20 protein-coding genes are annotated in these 19,212 nt (G+C 54.9%); 7 read left to right on the top strand and 13 right to left on the bottom strand.

Annotated elements, in window-relative coordinates; all coding sequences use genetic code 11:
• Nucleotides 1–120 precede the first annotated feature (120 nt).
• On the top strand, nucleotides 121–1,320 hold the full coding sequence (gene larC, locus J2Z49_RS00100; RefSeq protein WP_307398717.1) for a nickel pincer cofactor biosynthesis protein LarC: 1,200 nt from the start codon (nucleotides 121–123) through the stop codon (nucleotides 1,318–1,320).
• Between the two features lies 1 nt (nucleotide 1,321).
• Here larC and J2Z49_RS00095 read toward each other — a convergent pair whose 3' ends face one another.
• The 12 genes from J2Z49_RS00095 to rpmH form a co-directional block, all read right to left on the bottom strand.
• Complete coding sequence (locus J2Z49_RS00095; RefSeq protein WP_307398715.1) at nucleotides 1,322–1,666, bottom strand: hypothetical protein; 345 nt, start codon at nucleotides 1,664–1,666, stop codon at nucleotides 1,322–1,324.
• 107 nt (nucleotides 1,667–1,773) lie between these two features.
• Nucleotides 1,774–2,649, bottom strand: coding sequence for a ParB/RepB/Spo0J family partition protein (locus J2Z49_RS00090; RefSeq protein ID WP_307398714.1), 876 nt, complete (start codon nucleotides 2,647–2,649; stop codon nucleotides 1,774–1,776).
• Entirely contained in the window at nucleotides 2,642–3,403 is a 762-nt protein-coding gene (locus J2Z49_RS00085) for a ParA family protein (RefSeq protein WP_307399138.1), read from the bottom strand. The genes J2Z49_RS00090 and J2Z49_RS00085 overlap by 8 nt, the downstream gene beginning before the upstream one ends.
• 106 nt (nucleotides 3,404–3,509) lie before the next feature.
• Nucleotides 3,510–3,662, bottom strand: a complete 153-nt coding sequence (locus tag J2Z49_RS00080) for a DUF1540 domain-containing protein (RefSeq protein ID WP_307398712.1) — start codon at nucleotides 3,660–3,662, stop codon at nucleotides 3,510–3,512.
• 98 nt (nucleotides 3,663–3,760) lie between these two features.
• Nucleotides 3,761–4,480: a 16S rRNA (guanine(527)-N(7))-methyltransferase RsmG gene (rsmG, locus tag J2Z49_RS00075; protein WP_307398710.1), complete on the bottom strand. Its 720-nt coding sequence runs from the start codon at nucleotides 4,478–4,480 to the stop codon at nucleotides 3,761–3,763.
• Between the two features lie 59 nt (nucleotides 4,481–4,539).
• Nucleotides 4,540–6,444 carry a tRNA uridine-5-carboxymethylaminomethyl(34) synthesis enzyme MnmG gene (gene mnmG, locus J2Z49_RS00070; protein WP_307398709.1) on the bottom strand — a complete coding sequence of 635 codons (1,905 nt, stop codon included), beginning with the start codon at nucleotides 6,442–6,444 and terminating at the stop codon, nucleotides 4,540–4,542.
• Between the two features lie 12 nt (nucleotides 6,445–6,456).
• Complete coding sequence (gene mnmE, locus J2Z49_RS00065; protein WP_307398707.1) at nucleotides 6,457–7,842, bottom strand: tRNA uridine-5-carboxymethylaminomethyl(34) synthesis GTPase MnmE; 1,386 nt, start codon at nucleotides 7,840–7,842, stop codon at nucleotides 6,457–6,459.
• A gap of 69 nt (nucleotides 7,843–7,911) precedes the next feature.
• Nucleotides 7,912–8,532: an RNA-binding cell elongation regulator Jag/EloR gene (jag, locus tag J2Z49_RS00060; protein ID WP_307398705.1), complete on the bottom strand. Its 621-nt coding sequence runs from the start codon at nucleotides 8,530–8,532 to the stop codon at nucleotides 7,912–7,914.
• Nucleotides 8,507–9,193 (bottom strand): YidC/Oxa1 family membrane protein insertase, encoded by a 687-nt coding sequence (locus tag J2Z49_RS00055; protein WP_307398702.1) that lies wholly within the window; start codon nucleotides 9,191–9,193, stop codon nucleotides 8,507–8,509. Before J2Z49_RS00055 ends, jag begins: the two co-directional genes overlap by 26 nt.
• Before the next feature lie 16 nt (nucleotides 9,194–9,209).
• Complete coding sequence (gene yidD, locus J2Z49_RS00050; RefSeq protein WP_307398700.1) at nucleotides 9,210–9,419, bottom strand: membrane protein insertion efficiency factor YidD; 210 nt, start codon at nucleotides 9,417–9,419, stop codon at nucleotides 9,210–9,212.
• A 6-nt stretch (nucleotides 9,420–9,425) separates the two neighbouring features.
• Nucleotides 9,426–9,764, bottom strand: coding sequence for a ribonuclease P protein component (gene rnpA / locus J2Z49_RS00045; protein ID WP_307398698.1), 339 nt, complete (start codon nucleotides 9,762–9,764; stop codon nucleotides 9,426–9,428).
• A gap of 72 nt (nucleotides 9,765–9,836) precedes the next feature.
• Nucleotides 9,837–9,971, bottom strand: coding sequence for a 50S ribosomal protein L34 (rpmH, locus tag J2Z49_RS00040; RefSeq protein ID WP_013824550.1), 135 nt, complete (start codon nucleotides 9,969–9,971; stop codon nucleotides 9,837–9,839).
• A gap of 354 nt (nucleotides 9,972–10,325) precedes the next feature.
• Here rpmH and dnaA point away from each other — a divergent pair, with 354 nt between their 5' ends.
• From dnaA to gyrA, 6 genes are all read left to right on the top strand, one after another.
• Complete coding sequence (dnaA, locus tag J2Z49_RS00035; RefSeq protein WP_307398694.1) at nucleotides 10,326–11,666, top strand: chromosomal replication initiator protein DnaA; 1,341 nt, start codon at nucleotides 10,326–10,328, stop codon at nucleotides 11,664–11,666.
• 224 nt (nucleotides 11,667–11,890) lie between these two features.
• The gene (dnaN, locus tag J2Z49_RS00030) at nucleotides 11,891–13,000 is read left to right on the top strand and encodes a DNA polymerase III subunit beta (protein ID WP_307398692.1); all 1,110 of its coding nucleotides are present in this window, start codon (nucleotides 11,891–11,893) and stop codon (nucleotides 12,998–13,000) included.
• A gap of 28 nt (nucleotides 13,001–13,028) precedes the next feature.
• Complete coding sequence (gene recF, locus J2Z49_RS00025) at nucleotides 13,029–14,138, top strand: DNA replication/repair protein RecF (RefSeq protein ID WP_307398690.1); 1,110 nt, start codon at nucleotides 13,029–13,031, stop codon at nucleotides 14,136–14,138.
• Nucleotides 14,139–14,142: 4 nt separating this feature from the next.
• Nucleotides 14,143–14,397, top strand: coding sequence for an extracellular matrix regulator RemB (remB, locus tag J2Z49_RS00020; protein ID WP_307398688.1), 255 nt, complete (start codon nucleotides 14,143–14,145; stop codon nucleotides 14,395–14,397).
• 96 nt (nucleotides 14,398–14,493) lie between these two features.
• Nucleotides 14,494–16,389: a DNA topoisomerase (ATP-hydrolyzing) subunit B gene (gene gyrB / locus J2Z49_RS00015; protein WP_307399135.1), complete on the top strand. Its 1,896-nt coding sequence runs from the start codon at nucleotides 14,494–14,496 to the stop codon at nucleotides 16,387–16,389.
• Between the two features lie 29 nt (nucleotides 16,390–16,418).
• Nucleotides 16,419–18,845: a DNA gyrase subunit A gene (gyrA, locus tag J2Z49_RS00010; protein ID WP_307398686.1), complete on the top strand. Its 2,427-nt coding sequence runs from the start codon at nucleotides 16,419–16,421 to the stop codon at nucleotides 18,843–18,845.
• 1 nt (nucleotide 18,846) lies between these two features.
• On the opposite strand, the gene J2Z49_RS00005 is transcribed toward gyrA, so the two are convergent.
• Nucleotides 18,847–19,212: hypothetical protein (locus tag J2Z49_RS00005; protein ID WP_307398684.1), on the bottom strand; the 366-nt coding region annotated here is incomplete at its 5' end.

The following is a 19,212-nucleotide window of genomic DNA, read 5'->3' as shown; positions in this document are numbered from 1 at the left end:
TCCTGGACCTATCGCCGATGTCACTGATTTGAGTATACTTAAATTCGGGGGTAATCAAACGTAAATTTTTTACCAAAGTGAACGCACAAAAAAACCCTGTGAAAGGATGGTTTTCAGGCCGTGAACATAGCCTACCTTGATTGTGTGGGTGGTATCAGCGGGGAGATGCTCCTGGCGGCCTTAATGGACGGGGGAGCAAACGCCCGGGAGCTGATAAGCCAGCTCAATCTTCTGCATCTCAGCGGCTTTGAAGTCAGGGTCACAGAAGAAATAAAGGGGGGTTGGCGGGGGATCCGGTTATTGTTTTCCGTGGATACACCGTTCCGGTCTTCTTACCAGCTTGGCGACGTCCTGGGGCTCATTGCCTCAAGTTCCCTGCCTGCGCCAATTAAAAATACTGTCGTCCGCATTTTTGAGCGCCTTGCCTGTGCCGAAGCCAGGGTGCGGGGGATCTCCCCCCGGGAGGTTTGTTTTGAGGGTGGGCAATTCATAAAATCCGTCCTGGCCGTAACAGGCAGTTGCCTGGCCCTTTTCATGCTACAGGTGGAGCGGGTTTACTGCTCCCCCTTGCCGGTGGGCCACGGCCCCCTGATTAGTGCCGGTGGCGTTGTGCCCGTCCCGGCCCCGGCCACGGCAGAGTTGATGCGGGGGGTTCCCGTATACACGGTAGATGCTGAAGGGGAACTGGTTACTGCTGACGGCGCAGCCATCGCCACCACGCTGGCTGCGGAATTTGGCCCGCTGCCGCCCATGCAAATTGCCGGCATCGGCTACGGCATCGGCGCCCACAGTTTTCCTGTTCCTAACTTGTTGCGGGTATTTGTGGGCAAGAAGGACATCCAGGGCTCAAGCACTGGAACGCCCGGTAGCGACGATACGGTGCTGGTCATAGAAACTGACATCGACGATATGAATCCCGAGTTTTTTCCGTACGTGGATCACCTGTTGCGGCAGGCCGGCGCCCTGGACGTGTTTCTTATTTCCACCATCATGAAGAAAGGGCGTCCCGGCACCCGTTTAACGGTTCTCTGCCCTCCCGCCCTGGAGGAAGCCCTGCTGGGCATTATTTTCCGGGAAACAACCACCCTGGGGGTACGGATCAGGCAGGAGCGGCGACGCGTTCTCAACCGGCATCAGATTCAGGTGCAGACACCATGGGGGCAGGTCGGGGTGAAGGTGGCCTATGTGGAGCCGGATAATCCCCTGCAGCTCAGTCCGGAATACGAGGACTGCCGCCGGCTGGCCGGGAGCTCGGGCCGCCCCATCCAGGAAATCTACCACGCCGCCCGGCAGGCGGCCCTGGATAAACTTCACGATTAGTTTAAGACCCCTTTGTTTTTTGATCACTGGAAAGGCCGTATTCTGCCTTCATCTTTTCGTAACGGGCATAGGTAACTGGAGAAATTTCAGCAATCGGAAGCGTATCAAGGAGGGGTAATATTTTTTTCAAACTTTCGCCCCTGAGCATCCACTGGTAGTAGTTACGGCCGCCATGGGTATACGGACCGTACAGGCGCGAGCCCGGAACGTTCTGAGTCAGCCACTCAAAAAGACGGTGGTGCCGCGCGTGCATGCGCAGGGTTATCTGTGGTTGCCTGCCGTCACCGCCAAAATGGCCCTCTCCCACCAGCAGGCCGAGCAAAAAGCCGAGTTTAAAATCATCCATACTCTATCCCCCGCATTGTTGTTTCACCGTCATGTAACACGTGAAACATTTTTAAAACCCTTAAATTGTTTCATTGACCTGTTGCAAGAACTAAAATAAAAAATAAATCAATTCATAAGCAGGTTAATAATTTCATCCAACTGTGCCCGGCTCTCAAAGGTAATTTCAATAACTCCCCGGCCACCCCGCCGGGAACGGATACGCACTTTTGTACCCAGAGCACCACCAAGCATATCCTCCATAGATTCCAATTCCTCATCATTACTACGGGAAAAAGGAGATGTCTGTTTTGGGGCAGACAAATGGTTTTTATCATCTCCGGCGGAAAAACGGCGGATCAGCTCCTCGGTCTCACGAACATTTAAACCACCAGAAACCACTTCCCGGGCCGCGGCAATTTGGGTGGCCGCATCATCCAGGGAAAGGATGGCCCGGGCATGGCCGGCTGTAATCAGACCCGCGTTGAGCATTTCCTGTACTTCCGGGGGAAGGCTCAATAAACGCAGGGTATTGGCAATAAAAGGCCTGCTTTTTGCCACCAGCCTGGCGATATCTTCCTGGGTAAGCCCAAACTCGTCAATTAACCTGCGGTAGGCCATCGCTTCTTCCAGCGGGCTCAAGTCTTCCCGCTGCACATTTTCAATCAAGGAAATGGCTGAAGCCTCCAGATCGCCGTAATCCCGGATAACGGCCGGGATATACTCCATGCCCAGGATGCGGCAGGCCCGCCAGCGACGCTCTCCAGCTATGATCTCATACTTGCCGCCGGGAATGGGCCGAACCACAATGGGCTGGACAACGCCGTGCTCCCGGATGGAAAGCGCAAGCTCTTGAATTTTTTCCTGATCAATGGCCTGGCGTGGCTGGCGGGGGTTTGGCTGCACATCGTCCACCCGGATCTCCTGCAGCGAACCCTCACCTTCAGATTGCACCACTGGGATTAAAGCGCCCAGCCCTCTGCCAAGACCGCGTTTTTTACTCAACGCCCATCACTTCCTTAGCCAGCTCATGATAAACCTCCGCCCCACGGGAACGGCGATCGTAAATCATGATCGGCTGCCCGTGACTGGGGGCCTCACTCAAGCGAACATTGCGGGGAATTATGGTCTTATAAACTTTGCCCGGGAAAAATTTCTTTACCTCTTCCACCACCTGAATGCTCAGGTTGGTCCGCCCGTCAAACATGGTCAACAATATGCCTTCCAGCTCCAGTTGGGGGTTCAAACGTCTTTGGACCAGGTGAATGGTATTCATTAACTGACCAACCCCCTCGAGAGCATAATATTCGCATTGAATGGGAATTAAAACCGAGTCTGCGGCTGCCAGGGCATTAAGGGTAAGTAAACCAAGGGAAGGAGGACAATCCACAAAAATAAAATCAAATCGCTCCCGTACTGGTTGAATTATCTTGCGCAGGACGCGCTCCCGGTCGGCCATGGATACAAGCTCAATTTCGGCACCGGCCAGCTCAATAGTGGCCGGGACTATTTTTAAACCCGGCACGGAGGAGTCCACAAAAACATCGGCCAGATCCCGCCCGCCAATGATGGCATCGTAAATGCAAAGCTGCAGCCGGTCTTTATCAATGCCAAGGCCGCTGGTGGCATTGCCCTGGGGATCAACATCCACTAAAAGGACCTGTTTTCCCATAAGGGAAAGCCATGCCGCTAGATTAACTGCCGTGGTTGTTTTGCCCACACCTCCTTTTTGATTGGCAATGGCAATGGTCTTTCCCAACGATAACCACTCCTTCAACTGGTTCATGTGGGCAAATATTCAACAGAACCGGCGGCTGTTCCTGCAAGAAAATGGCCGCTGTCTAAAACAGCGGCCATTCCCGGTGTTAACCCCGTGGTTTAAAAGTTTCACATTTTGTTTGAGGAGAATGACTGGCCTTGCTTACACCGTTGCGGTCCACCTGAATCATTGGAGCGTCGCATGCCAAATCGCTGTTGTACTGGCACTCCGAAACCGAACATTTAATTTGTTGTGGCATAAGGCTCCTCACCTCCAATATTTAAGTTGCCCCACCACGCATTAGTTTATGTATGTATGATAAACAAATTTTTATAATCAAGGATACCGCAGAACAAACTATAACGGACGGCGCTGCGGGATGCCCGGCCGCCGCGGAAATTTTTCCGGGGTGGGTTCTGTTTTTTCAATTAAGACCAGTTTCCTCTCGTCACCGGTTAAAGGTAAAAAAATTGTTTTAACCACCTTTAGATTACCACCCAGAACATTCAAGGCATTGCTGCTAGCAGGCAGTTCCTCCTGTACCGCCGGGCCCTTTAAGGCAATAAAATGACCTCCCATTTTTAAAAAGGGAAGGGCATATTCCAGCAAAACGGGCAGCGGAGCTACCGCCCGGGCAAGAGCCAGGTCAAAGGAGGCCCGGTAACGGTCATGACGGGCCAGTACCTCGGCGCGGCCGCAGGCCAAATCCATATACGCCATACCCAAAGCACCGGCCACGTGGCGCAAAAACGCAACCTTTTTACCCGTCGACTCAATCAGGGTGAAGTGCAGATCGCCGCGCGCTATTTTCACCGGCAAACCGGGAAAGCCCGCACCGGTTCCTATATCAACGACCCTTGCACCATAAGCGGGGCTGTGGACCAGCAGGCAGGTCAAAGAATCTATAAAATGCTTTATGGCCACGTCCCGGGGCTCCACCAGGGAGGTTAAATTAAACTTTTCATTCCACTCGATCAACAAACGGTAATAAAGAAAAAAACGTTCACACATGGCTTCCGTCAGGGAAAGGCCCAAAGCGCCGGCGGCGTCACGAAGCAACCGCTTGAATTCATGCAAACGGCACTACCCCCTTAAAAAGCCGCAAAAGGCACGATATTGGCCATGGGCGATGGCTACTATAGTCTTTCATTACCTTCTCCTGCCTTTTGCGCCCGGTGGCGGCTCTCCAGGTACACCAGGAGCACGGCGATATCGGCGGGATTGACCCCGGATATGCGGCTAGCCTGGCCGATGGAACGGGGTCGAATTTGCTCCAGCTTTTGCCTTGCCTCGGTGGCCAGCCCCTTGATGACAGAGTAGTCTATGTCATCGGGGATACGCCGGTTTTCCAGCTTTTCAAACCGGTCCACCTGGGCCTGCTGCTTTTTAATGTAGCCTTCATACTTAATCTGGATCTCCACTTCTTCTTCCACATCCTCAGGCAGCCCGGGGGCTTCCGGATCGATTTCCTTAATATGCCGGTAGGTAATCTCGGGCCGGCGCAATAACGCGGCCAGCGAAGCAGCCTGTTGCAGCGGGGAACTGCCGGCCTCTTCCAGTATCGCCTGCACCCTTTCGTCCACCGCGACCATGGTGCGACGCAAACGGTCAACTTCTTCATTAATCAGGCGCCGCCTTTTTTCAAAGACCCGGTACCGTTCGGGAGTTACCAGTCCCACCTCGTAACCCTTTTCCGTGAGCCGCAGGTCAGCATTGTCCTGGCGCAAAAGCAAACGGTATTCGGCCCGGGAGGTAAGCATGCGGTAGGGCTCGTTGGTACCCTTGGTGACCAGGTCGTCGATCAGCACGCCAATATAAGCTTCAGAGCGGGACAGGATCAGCGGGTCTTTACCCTGGATGAAACGGGCGGCGTTAATGCCGGCGATAATGCCCTGGGCGGCTGCCTCTTCGTACCCGGAAGTGCCGTTAATCTGCCCGGCGCTGAACAAACCGCTTATGGTCTTGCACTCCAGCGAAAGCTTCAACTGGGTGGGAATGAGATAATCATACTCGATGGCATAGCCCGGGCGAATAATCTCCACCTTTTCCAGGCCGGGCAATGAGCGCAGCATGGCCAGCTGGACATCCTCGGGAAGGCTGGTGCTCATGCCCTGCACGTACATTTCCACCGTATCCAGACCCTCTGGCTCAATGAACACCTGGTGGCTGGGACGGTGGGCAAATCGCACGACCTTGTCTTCAATGGAAGGGCAATAGCGGGGACCCGTCCCCTTAATGAAACCGCTGAACAGGGGAGAGCGGTGAAGGTTCTCCCTGATAATGCGGTGGGTTTCCTCGGTGGTATAGGTAAGCCAGCAGGGCACCTGCTCCCGGCGGGTCACAGGGGAAACAAATGAAAAGTTCAGCAGGCGGTCGTCCCCCGGCTGGATGGTCAGCTTGCTAAAATCTATGGTCCGCCGGTCCACCCGGGCGGGAGTGCCGGTTTTAAAGCGGCCCAGTTCCAGCCCCAGCTCCCGCAGGGAATCGGACAATCCCACGGCGGCAAACTGGCCGTTGGGACCGCCGGTATAGGCCAGGTCACCAATAATGATGCGGCCGTTCAGATAGGTCCCGGTGGTTAGGATCACCACCGGAGCCAGAAACTTGGCTCCGGTAGTTCCCACGACCCCTTCCACGCGAGTGCCCCGCACCAGTAAACGCTCCACCAGGACCTGCTTCACGTCCAGGCGCTCCTGGTTTTCCAAAACTTTCTTCATGCTCCACTGGTAGCGCTTCTTATCAGCCTGGGCCCGCAGGGCCCGCACCGCCGGCCCCTTGGCGGTATTTAACAGGCGCATCTGAATGGCCGTACGGTCGGTGTTGAGCCCAATCTCGCCCCCCAGGGCATCCACCTCCCGCACCAACTGGGCCTTGGCCGGCCCGCCCACGGCCGGGTTACAGGGCATCAGGGCTATATTATCCAAATTTAACGTCAGGACCAGGGTGCGGCAGCCCATGCGGGCCGCGGCCAGGGCTGCCTCACAGCCGGCATGGCCCGCCCCCACAACGATCACATCATATTTTCCTGCCAGGTATTCCACGCAAACCAGACCTCACTTCCCTATACAGAAATCCCGGAAAATCCGATCCACGATATCCTCGGCAACCGTGGTGCCGGTAATTTCGCCCAAAGCTTCCCAGGCGGCCCTCAAATCAATGGCCGCCAAATCCAGGTTTTCGCCGGCTGATAAAGCGCGGAGCACTTCCTGCAGGTGTTCGTAGCAGCGCGCCAGGGCCTGCTTGTGGCGGACATGGCTGACCAGGGGCAGTTGTGAGGTCACCGCCCGGCCGTCGAGAACCATTTTTTCGATGGCCTCTTCCAGCTGGTCCAGTCCCTCGCCGGTCTTTACCGAGATCACCTTTACGGGCTTGTCCGGGAAAAGCCGGCCCACCTGCCGCGCCAGGGCCTCACCATCGCCAATATCGCTTTTGTTCACCAGAACGATCCCCGCCTGCTCCCGCACCAGCTCAAGGACGGAACGGTCCTCGGGCGTCAATCCCGTGCTGGCGTCCAGAACCACCAGCACCAGGTCGGCCATTTTTACCAGATCCCTGGAACGCTCCACGCCGATCCTTTCCACAATGTCGTCGGTATTCCGCAGCCCGGCCGTATCGGCCAGGCGAATGGGTATACCCCGGATATTTACCATTTCCTCGATGATATCCCTGGTGGTGCCGGGGATTTCGGTAACAATGGCCCGTTTTTCCCGCAGGAGGGAGTTGAGCAGGGATGATTTACCAACATTGGGCCGGCCTACAATGACAGTGCGCAATCCCTCCCGGTAAACCTTTCCGTACCGGGCCTGCCGGAGGAGCTCCTCCAGCTCGCCCATGACGGCGCGCACCGATTTCACCATATCCTCGCGGGTGGCCTCTTCAATCCCCTCTTCGGGAAAGTCGATGCTTGCCTCCACCCGGGCCACCAGGCCCAACAACTGATCCTGGAAGGCACGTACCCGGGAGGAAAGCTCCCCGGCCAGCAAAGACATGGCCACCGCAAGGCCATCCTCCGTTTTTGCCCGGATAATATCCAGAATGGATTCAGCCTGGGCCAGATCCAGGCGGCCGTTCAAAAAAGCACGCCGGGTAAATTCGCCGGGCTCGGCCAGCCTGGCGCCGTGTTGCAGCACCAGTTCCAGGGTCCGCCGCAGGGGCACGATACCCCCGTGGCAGTTAAACTCCACCACATCTTCCCGGGTAAAAGTCCGGGGGGCATACATCACCCCCAGCAAAACCTCATCCACCGGCTGACCGGTGGCCGGATCCACCACCACACCGTAAAACAGGCGATGGCTGCCCTGCTTCCGCCAGTCCGCGCCCGTGCGGCTGACAAACAATTTTTCGGCTATGGCAACGGCCCCGGGACCGGAAACACGCACGATACCGATGGCCCCTTCGCCAAGGGGAGTGGCAATGGCTGCAATGGTATCATTCAACACGGTAAACCACCACCATTTGAAAAAACCCAGCCCGGCTAAGACCGGCTGGGTCTACGGCAGAGAAAACTATTATTTTTTGGGGGAGATGATTATCTTGCGGTAAGGTTCCTCGCCTTCGCTGTAGGTATAAATATCGTCCCTTCCCTGAAGGGCAGTATGGATGATTCTGCGCTCATGGGAAGTCATCGGTTCCAGGACCACATTCCGGCCTCGCTGTTTGGCCTTTTCGGCCAGTTTTAGGGCCAGACGCTGCAGGGTTTCCTCCCGCCGCCGGCGGTACCCCTCCACGTCCAGAAATACCTTGCAGCGCTGGCTTTTGTTCTTGTTGACGTAAAGATTTAACAGGTACTGGAGGGCATCAAGGGTTTCTCCCCTCCTGCCGATCAGTATGCCCACATCCCGTCCCTCTATATCAATGAACACATTATTTTCCTTTTCCTCGATGGCCATGTCTACGGGGAGGTTCATGGCCCCTAGAAGCTTATCGAGCAATTCCTTTGCCCGGCGCGATGGCGTATCCTTGACCCGTACCCTGACCCGAGCCGGTCGCGAGCCCAGCAGGCCCAAAAAACCCCTGGAAGGTTCCTCTAAAACCTCAATTTCCGCTTCTTCGCGGGAAATTCCCAGTTGAGCCAGCGCCAGGGAAACCGCCTCGTCCACTGTTTTAGCGGTTTTCTCTACTCCCTCCACCGGTGTTTAGCGCCTCCTTCAAACCTTGGGTATGCCTGTTCACAAAATACTGCTGGACAATACCAACGGCATTGAAAATCACCCAGTATAAAGCCAGGCCTGCAGGTACGGTAGCACTAATCCAGGCAATAAAGATGGGCATGACGATCAGCATGGTGCGCTGGGTGGGATCGGTCATGTTGGTGGTCATGCGCGATTGGACATAGGTAGTCAAACCGGCTAAAAGGGGGAGGATAAAATAAGGATCTCCCACCTGACTGAGATTTTTCACCCACAAGAACCGGGCATGGGCAGGATCCGCGTAATTAAAGTGCAAAAGCGCGCGATAGAGGGCAATTAAAATGGGCATCTGAATCAAAAGGGGCAGGCACCCGGCCATAGGGTTTACATTATGTTCCCGGTACAGTTCCATGATTTTTTGCTGCATCTTCTGGGGATCTTTATTGCGGTAGCGCTCCTGAATCTCCTTAACCTTGGGCGCCAGTTGCTGCATGATCACCATAGAGCGCATCTGTTTGACGGACAGGGGGTAAAGGACAATCTTAATGAGAATGGTAAGTAAAATGATCGCCAGGCCGTAATTTGCCACATGAGCCAGCTCTGTAAGGTGATACAGCCAGTTTAACAGAGCGGTCATGCCATCAACTAAAGCTTGAAACAAACCATCCCCTCCTTGCTTATTTAACCGGATCATAGCCACCCCGGCAAAGGGGATGGCAGCGCAAAAGACGCCACAGGGCTAAAAGCAAACCGCGGGCCACACCGTATTTAGCCACGGCCTGTACGGCATACTCGGAACATACAGGGTAAAAGCGACAACTGGGCGGCTTTAAAGGCGAAATAAAACGCTGGTAAAAACGCAGTCCGGCGATAACCAGAGCGCGCATGGGCGATCAACCTTTCGGCGTCATCTTGCGAACGGCCCGCCGGGCTAGATTATAAAGCTGTCCCGCCAGGTCATGAAAGTTTTTCCCCACGGCCTCCCTGCGGGCGATGATCACAACATCATGATCTTGTGGAAACCAATCCTCATTGAGACGGCAGATCTCGCGCAAAACACGGCGTACGCGGTTCCGGACAACAGCCTTGCCCGTTTTCTTACTCACGGAAAAACCAAAGCGCCGGCCCCGTCCTCGATTACGGGATAAATACAACACCAGGGCACCGCTGACCACGGAATGACCCCGCCGGTAAACCCGTTGAAAATCTTTTTTCTTTTTTAAAATCTCCATGACCACGGATCAATCCCGCTCACAAAACCACCCGACCAAATTACGAAAAGGCCACCTTTTTATTAAGCGGCCTTATGCGGTAAGTCTTTTTCTTCCCTTCAGCCTTCTCCTCTTAATTACATTGCGGCCTGCCCTGGTGGACATGCGCTTTAAAAATCCGTGAATCTTTTTGCGCTTCCTGTTTTTCGGCTGATAAGTGCGCTTCAACCCATCACACCTCCTCACCACCATCCCGGACTGGAAAAACCAGACACATCACAAGTTATTATATAGGAAAAACCCTTCCTAAGTCAAGAAAAAACCCTGGACGGCAATAGCCCGTCCACAATATACACAATTATCCACAGGATGCCATTTTATCGGTTGATTAGCACCGACAAATTTGATATCATTGAATCGCCAGCAACCGGAGAAAAAATTATCCACAGGTTGTGGGTAAAGTTGGGCATAAAGCTGTCGATATTTATGCTAAAAAATCCAAGGGACAAGCCCCGTCAAGTCGTTTACGGAGGCTTTTTTTAAATTTTTAATTAACGACTGTGAGCGTGGGGGTCACCTCATATGGTAAAAACTCATATCTCCGAGATTTGGGACGAACTCCTGGCCCATATCCAGCCGCGTCTGGATGCCGAAACCTATGAGATCTGGCAGGAATCGGTTCTCCCCCTGGGGTTTCACCGGAGCACATTTTTCATCCAGGTCCCCAACCAGTTTTACCGGGACTGGCTGGTCACCCGCTATGCGTCCATAATCAAAAATTACCTGCAGGAAATCACCAGGGACGAAATCGAAGTACAATTTTTACCCGCCGAAGAAGTTAATGAAAGATTGCTCAACAGAATACGCAAATCAACGCCTTCCGTGGCCACGGAAACATGCACCCTCAACCCCCGTTATACATTTGATACCTTCGTGGTGGGCAACAGCAACCGGTTCGCCCATGCAGCCTGCCTGGCAGTAGCCGAATCTCCAGCGGAAACCTATAATCCCCTGTTCATTTACGGGGGGGTTGGGCTGGGGAAAACACATCTGATGCACGCCATAAGCCACTACATCCTGAAGCGGGGCACCCAAAACCGTATAGTTTACGTTACTTCAGAAAAGTTCACCAATGAGCTGATCAATGCCATCGCAGAAAAGCGGGCGGTGGAATTCCGCAACAAGTACCGGGGCATGGACGTTCTGCTCATTGACGACATCCAATTTCTGGCCGGAAAGGAACGCACCCAGGAAGAATTCTTCCATACTTTTAATACTTTATACGAAGCCAACAAACAAATTGTCATTTCCAGCGACCGGCCGCCCAAGGAAATACCAACGCTGGAAGACCGGCTGCGCTCGCGCTTTGAATGGGGCCTGATAACAGACATCCAACCGCCGGACCTGGAAACGAGAATTGCCATTCTGAGGAAAAAGGCCCACCTGGACAACGTCAACGTACCCGACGAAACACTGGAATACATAGCGCAACAAATCACGTCCAACATACGTGAGCTGGAGGGGGCGCTTATCCGGGTGGTGGCCTACGCCTCCCTGTACAAGCAGCAAATCACCACCCAGCTGGCCCGGGATATCCTGAAGGACATCCTGCCAAGAAAGTCGCCCAAACAAATTACGGCGCAGTTAATCCAGGAAAAGGTAGCCGCCTATTACGGTCTTAAACCGGACGATTTCAAGTCCAAAAGGCGCAGCCGCAACGTGGCCTTTCCCCGCCAGATCGCCATGTACCTGACCCGCGAGTTAACGGATCTCTCCCTGCCGCAAATCGGGGACGCCTTCGGGGGAAGGGACCATACCACAGTACTTCATGCCTGCGAGAAGATAAGTGCCCAGATGGCTACCGACACACTGCTGGAAGAAGCCATCAAAGAAATAAGACAAAAAATTAAAGAAGAAGTATAGCGGTATTTGAACGCAACCAGGCCCCAGGAGTTTGATCAATCAAGTTACGGTTCAATCACAACCGGTTGAAAATTAACAAGGATTTATCCACAGGACAAGAAATATATTTATTAACCCGTCTTCCAAAGAAAGCGGTACTTATCCACAAGTGCACAGCCATAACTATATTGTACTACTGTAAAAGAAATTAAGATGATCTCGATCATGATTGCGAGGGAAAACCCGTGAAATTTACCACCAACAAATCGACGCTCACCCATGCCATAGGAACGGTGCAAAAGGCAGTATCCCCACGCTCGCCGCTGCCAATCCTTTCAGGCGTCCTTTTTGAAGTGCATGGCGACCAGCTAACTGTCACCGGGTCGGACACGGAACTAACCATCCAGTGCACGGTAAACGTGGAAACGGAAAGAGAAGGATCGATAGTCCTACCCATCAAGTACATTGCGGATCTGGTCCGCTACCTGCCGGACGTGCCCATCCAGTTCAACAACCTGCCGGAAAGCACCAGTACTACCATTATCTACGGTGCCTCCCAGGTAAACATTCACGGGTTCGAGCCCGAGCAATATCCGCGTCTGCCGGCGGTGGAAAAAGGAGTCAATTTCTCCCTGGCCCAGGATATACTTAAAGAGATGTTACGGCAGGTGCTTTTTGCCGTTTCCAGCGACGAAACGCGTCCCATCTTCACCGGCGTTTTAATGCAGATAGAGGAAGACCAGCTGCGGCTGGTGGCCACCGACACCTACCGCCTGGCCGTGCGCCGCTTTCAGCTGGAACGGAAACCGGAACAACAAATCAACGTCGTCATTCCCGGGAAAACTTTAAACGAGGTGGCCAGGTTAATCGGCGGCGATGAGGAAGAAATAACCATCGCCTGCGGGGAAAATCATATTTTCTTCCTCACCGGAACACTTCAAATAGCCTCCCGGTTAATTGCCGGCCAGTATCCTCCTTACGAACAGGTCATTCCCCGGGAGTTCATCACACGCACGCGTCTGGCGACCAGGGAAATACTGGAGGCGACGGAAAGGGCCTCCTTGCTTGTGCGCGAAGGAACTCCGGTGGTACAATTCTCACTACAGGAGAACGGCTGCGTGGTTTCCGTGCAGACCCAGGCCGGCTGGATCCGGGAAGAAGTAAGCGGGATAGTGGAAGGAAAACCCCTGGAAATCTGGTTTAACGCCCGGTACATGGTCGAAAGCCTGCGAGCCATGGGCAGCGAGGAATTGAGCCTGGAATTGACCGGCTCCTTAAGTGCGGCCGTACTAAGGCCGGCAGGGGAGGAGAATTACCTGTCCCTGCTGCTGCCGGCAAAACCGCCTAAAGAGTAGCGGGCGCCAGAAGCCCGGGAGGAATCAGGTGCATATAGATCGCATCAGTCTGGAAAATTTCCGTGGCTATGCCCTGTTACACTGGCAACCTGACCCCTTGATAAATGTCATCACGGGAGGTAATGCCCAGGGTAAAACCAACCTCCTGGAGGCTATTTTTTTTGGTTTCACCGGGCACTCCTTCCGGACCAGCCGGGACAGGGAAATGATCCGCTGGGGCAGTTCCTTTTGCCGGGTGGAAATAAATTTCCGGTCCGGGCAACAGGAAAACTCTACGGTTATTTTTCTGACCGCCGAAGGAAAAAAACAGAGGAAGCCCCTGAACACAAACACGGGTCGGGTTACGGACCCGGTCCTGCTGCCCGTGGTGTTTACCCCCGATCACCTGCTGATGATCAAGGGAAGTCCTGCCGTGCGGCGCCGCTGGCTGGATCAGGAACTCGGGCCCCTGCAAGCGGGCTATTTGGCCTGTTTTCGCCGCTACCAGCAGGTACTTGCCCAGCGGAACAATTTATTGCAGAGGATCAGGGTAAAGCAACGCACCAGGCAGGAACTGGAGCCGTGGAACCAGCAACTGGTGGCTTTTGGCGCCAAAATTATTGCCTGGCGCTGCCGCCTGCTGGCGGAGCTTTCACCCATAGTGCGGGAGATTTACGGCCAAATAGGAGGAAGGGACGAGAAGGCGGGTCTTTCCTACCTTTCATCCCTCCCCCTGGAACGGCCAATGGGAGAAACGGAAATCTGCGAGCGCTTTATGGGGGAATTATCCAGGCGGTATGACGAGGAAGTAACCCGGGGGCAAACTCTAATTGGACCCCACCGGGACGACCTGGGCACCACCATCAACGGCCAGGACGTCCGTCGCTTTGGCTCCCAGGGGCAGCAGCGCACCATGGTGTTAGCCCTGAAGCTGGCCCAGCTGGAACTGGGAAGGCGTTTTGCGGGGGATTACCCCGTCATCCTCCTGGATGACGTTTTTTCCGAACTGGATCAATACCGGAGGCAACAGTTGGTCGAGCACATCCGCAAGAAAACGCAAGTTTTCGTGACGACCAGCCAATCCGCCGGTTGGGATATTGCTGGCCTTTCCGGACGGCTAATAACCGTCCGGGAGCACGTACTTCATGAAGGGGGTTAGATTTTTGTTTGTACATCTCGGCGGCGATGTGATCATTCCTAAAAAAGATGTGATTGCCATATTAAATGTGCGCGCACAGCACTCACCCATCACCCAGGAGTTTCTGGAAATTGCCAGGGGCGAAAAGACGATCCAGATAATCGCGGAAAAGGGTAAGGAAAAATCCTATGTACTCACCCGTGAGCAAATATATGTATCCCCTATTTCCTGTTCCACCTTAAAGAAAAGGGCGGAAGCGATAATTTTTACTGTAGATTAGCTGAAGATGCCAGAATAAGGTTATAATTTTAGTGACAGGCGTTGGAAAGAGACTCGTTTTTGAGAAATGGAGGTCCCGGCCTTGCTGGAACAGGAGATGAACAATCGCTACGGCGCGGAAGAAATCCAGGTTCTTGAAGGATTGGAAGCTGTCCGCCGCCGCCCAGGGATGTACATCGGGAGCACCGGTCCCCGGGGTCTACACCACCTGGTTTACGAGGTGGTGGACAACAGCATAGACGAAGCCATGGCCGGTTTCTGCGACCGGATAGAAGTGGTTGTCCACAAGGACAACAGCGTGACCGTTATTGACAACGGCCGCGGCATTCCCGTGGACATTCACCCCAAAACCGGCCTGCCGGCGGTGGAAACGGTCCTCACCATGCTGCACGCCGGGGGAAAGTTTGGCGGCACCGTATATAAAGTTTCCGGGGGGCTGCACGGGGTAGGGGTGTCGGTGGTAAACGCCCTTTCCGAGTGGCTGGAAGTAGAGATTTGCCGGGACGGGCACGTTTATCACCAGCGTTACGAACGGGGGAAAGCGGTTACCTCGTTGAAAACCATTGGCACGGCTAAGACCACGGGCACCAAGGTTTCTTTTAAGCCGGATGCAGAAATCTTTGAAGAGCTGGTGTTCAACCACGAAACCTTAAGCCAGCGCCTCCGGGAATTGTCCTTTTTAAACCGGGGCATTAAAATTATCTTCCGGGATGAACGGACGGACCAGGAGGTCGTCTACCAGCACGACGGCGGCATCAGGGATTTCGTGCGCTACCTGAATAAAAATAAAGAAGTCCTGCACAACCGGCCCATCTATGTTTTTGGCGAACGGGAAAACGTCCAGGTGGAGGTGGCCCTGCAATACACTGAGGGCTACGTGGAAAGCCTGTTTTCCTACGTCAACAACATTCATACCGTGGACGGGGGCACCCATGAGGCCGGTTTTAAAAGCGCCCTCACCCGGGTGGTCAATGACTACGGTAGAAAATACAACCTCTTAAAAAACGGCACCCCGGCCCTCACAGGGGAGGATATCCGGGAAGGGCTCACGGCGGTGATCAGCGTCAAGGTACCGGAGCCCCAGTTTGAAGGCCAGACCAAGACCAAGCTGGGGAACAGCGAAGTGCGGGGGATTGTGGATACGGTGGTGGCCGACGGGCTGGCCACCTTCCTGGAGGAAAACCCGAGCATTGCCCGCAGGATACTGGACAAAGCCATTACCGCCGCCCGGGCCCGGGAAGCCGCCCGCAAGGCCCGGGAGTTGACCAGGCGCAAGAGCGCCCTGGAAAGCGCTTCTTTGCCCGGGAAGCTGGCCGACTGCTCCGACCGGGACCCCAGCAGGACTGAATTGTACCTGGTGGAGGGGGACTCGGCCGGCGGTTCGGCCAAACAAGGGCGGGACCGGCGGTTCCAGGCCATCCTGCCCCTGCGGGGAAAAATCTTGAACGTGGAAAAGGCGCGCATGGACAAGATCCTGGCCAACGAGGAGATCCGGGCCCTGATCACGGCCCTGGGCACGGGAATTGGGGAAGACTTCGACTTGAGCAAGGCCAGGTACCACCGTATCTTGCTCATGAGCGATGCGGACGTGGACGGGGCCCATATCCGCACCCTGCTTTTAACCTTCTTTTATCGCTACATGCGCCCTCTATTGGAGGCTGGTTACGTTTATATTGCCCAGCCTCCCCTGTACCGCATTCGCAAGGGCAAGGTTGACCGGTATGCCTACAGCGATGCCGAGCTGGAGGAAATCCTCAAGGAAATCGGGCGCGACGGGGTTTCCATTCAGCGCTACAAGGGTCTTGGTGAAATGAACCCGCAGCAGCTCTGGGAAACGACCATGAACCCGGAAAAGCGAACCCTTTTAAAGGTGAGCATAGAGGACGCCATAGAAGCGGACGCCATCTTTTCCATGCTCATGGGGGACCGGGTTGAGCCCCGCCGGGAGTTCATCCAGCAGAACGCCCGGGCCGTGCGCAATCTGGATGTCTAAGCAAAAATAACTTTTTGAGGTGACCATTGTTGTCCGTTAACATCGGCAAGGTAATTCCCATCGACATCAACGAGGAAATGAAGCATTCCTACCTGGATTACGCCATGAGCGTAATCGTGGGTCGGGCCCTGCCCGATGTGCGGGACGGTCTAAAACCCGTGCACCGGCGCATTCTTTACGCCATGCACCAACTGGGGCTTACCCCCGACCGTCCCCACCGCAAGAGCGCCCACATTGTGGGTGAAGTAATGTCCAAGTTCCACCCCCATGGGGATATGGCCATTTACGATGCCCTGGTGCGCATGGCCCAGGACTTTGCCAGCCGCTATCCCCTGGTGGACGGCCACGGCAACTTTGGCTCCGTTGATGGCGACGCTCCGGCGGCCATGCGCTATACCGAGGCCCGCATGGCCCGTATCACCATGGCCATGCTGGCGGATATTGAAAAAAATACGGTCGACTTCATCCCCAATTACGACGGCAGTACCGAGGAACCTACGGTATTGCCCGCCCGCGTACCCAACTTGCTCGTGAACGGCTCCTCGGGCATTGCCGTGGGCATGGCTACCAATATCCCGCCACACAACCTGGGGGAAGTAATCGACGGCGTGATCAAGCTGATCGACAACCCGGACATCACCATCCCGGAGTTGATGCAGGTAATCAAGGGACCCGATTTCCCCACCGGCGGGAAGATTATGGGCCGCCAGGGCATCCGGGAGGCCTACCAGACAGGCCGGGGGGCCATTAAGGTGCGCGCCCAGGCCACGATGGAAAAAATTGGCGGGGGCAGGAACGCCATTATCGTTCACGAACTGCCCTTTATGGTAAACAAGGCCCGGTTGATTGAAAAAATTGCCGAGCTGGTCCGGGAAAAGAAAATCGACGGCATTACCGACCTGCGGGACGAATCGGACCGGCGAGGAATGCGCATTGTCATTGAGCTGCGGCGGGATGCCAAGCCCCGGGTGATCCTCAACCAGCTCTATAAGCATACCCAGATGCAGGAAACCTTCGGGGTAATCATGCTGGCCCTGGTGGACGGCCAGCCCCAGGTATTGAACCTGCGGCAGATGCTGGGCCATTACCTGGAGCACCAGAAGGAAGTGGTCGTCCGGCGCACCCGCTTTGATCTGGAAAAGGCCGAGGCCCGGGCGCACATTGTGGAAGGGCTGCGCATTGCCCTGGATCACATTGACGAGGTCATCAACACCATCCGGGCCTCCCGGACGGTGGAAATAGCGAAAAATGCCCTTATGGAAAAATTCGGCCTTTCCGAAAAACAGGCCCAGGCCATTCTGGACATGCGCCTGCAGCGCCTGACCGGCCTGGAGCGGGATAAGCTGGAAGAGGAATACAAAGAGCTTTTGGACAGGATTGCCTACCTGCGGGGTGTGCTGGCCGATGAACGGAAGGTCTTGCAGATTATTAAAGACGAGCTCACCGAAATGCGGCAGAAATTTGCCGATCCCCGCCGCACGGTGATCAGTGACGAGGACACCACCCTGGAAGCTGAGGATTTGATTCCGGAAGAAGAAGTGGTAATCACCATTACCAACCAGGGTTACATCAAGCGCATGCCCCTGGACACCTACCGGAGCCAGAAGCGCGGCGGCCGGGGCATCACCGCCATGGGCACCAAGGAAGAGGACTTTGTGCGCCATTTGTTTATCACCAGCACGCACCACTACTTCCTATTCTTTTCCAACCGAGGGAAGGTATACCGCCTGAAGGTGCACGAAATTCCCGAAGCCGGGCGCCAGGCCAAGGGAACGGCCCTGGTCAACCTGATCTATATCGGCCAGCAGGAGCGGATCACCGCAGTTATCCCGGTTCGGGAATTCAGCAATGGGCTGTATCTTTTCATGGCCACCCGCTTTGGCGTGGTGAAGAAAACGGAGCTGGAGCAGTTCGACACTTCCCGCCGGGACGGCATTATCGCCATCAAGCTTGACGATCAGGACGAACTGGTGGAGGTAAAGCTTACCAGCGGCCGGGAAGAAATTATCCTGGGCACGCGCCAGGGGCTGGCTATTCGCTTCCCTGAGGAGGAAGTGCATCCCCACGGGCGCAACGCCCGGGGTGTAAAGGGTATTACCCTGGAACCGGGGGATACGGTGGTGGCCATGGACATCGTTCGCCCGGACGGGGACGTGCTGGTAGTCACGGCCAACGGTTACGGCAAACGCACCCCCGTATCCGATTACCGCCTCCAGTCCCGGGGGGGCAAGGGGATCATCAGCGCCCGGGTGACCGAGCGCAACGGCCCGGTGGTGGCCATGCAGGTGGTCAAACCGGACGAGGAAATCATGGTGATCAGCGCCGAGGGGATTATTATCCGGCTCAAGGCCAGCGACATTTCCACCATGGGGCGGGCCACCCAGGGCGTAATGCTCATGCGTTTAGCGCCGGGGGATAAACTGGTGGCCGCGGCCCTGGTGAGCGTCGAAGAATAACTTAATATATTTTTAACGAAAACTTAATTTGATTGTTGACAGCCATTTGGCCCTGTGGTATATTTAAACCTGCACTCGCTAAATAGGGTCCGCCGGGTTGCCCTATAAAAGGGTAACCGGCAGGACCATAAAAAAAATAAAAATTACCTGTTGACTTAACTAAAAAAGCTATGATACAATTACACTTGCGCGTTGAGCGCGGGTAGTGGTCCTTGAAAACTAAACAGGGAGGAAGAAGGAAAGGGGAAGGTATGGCGGAAGCGCCTTTAAGAGGTGCGGAAGCGGCCTGAACCTTGCAGGAAAGGCGAGCAGTAATTCCGAAGGAGCATGGACGGACTTGAAGAATTAATGGAGAGTTTGATCCTGG

This window comes from Desulfofundulus luciae, assembly GCF_030813795.1.
In the GTDB taxonomy this organism is placed as follows: domain Bacteria; phylum Bacillota; class Desulfotomaculia; order Desulfotomaculales; family Desulfovirgulaceae; genus Desulfofundulus; species Desulfofundulus luciae.
Note: the sequence above shows the minus strand (reverse complement) of the source record. Positions and strands in the feature narration are given on the sequence as shown.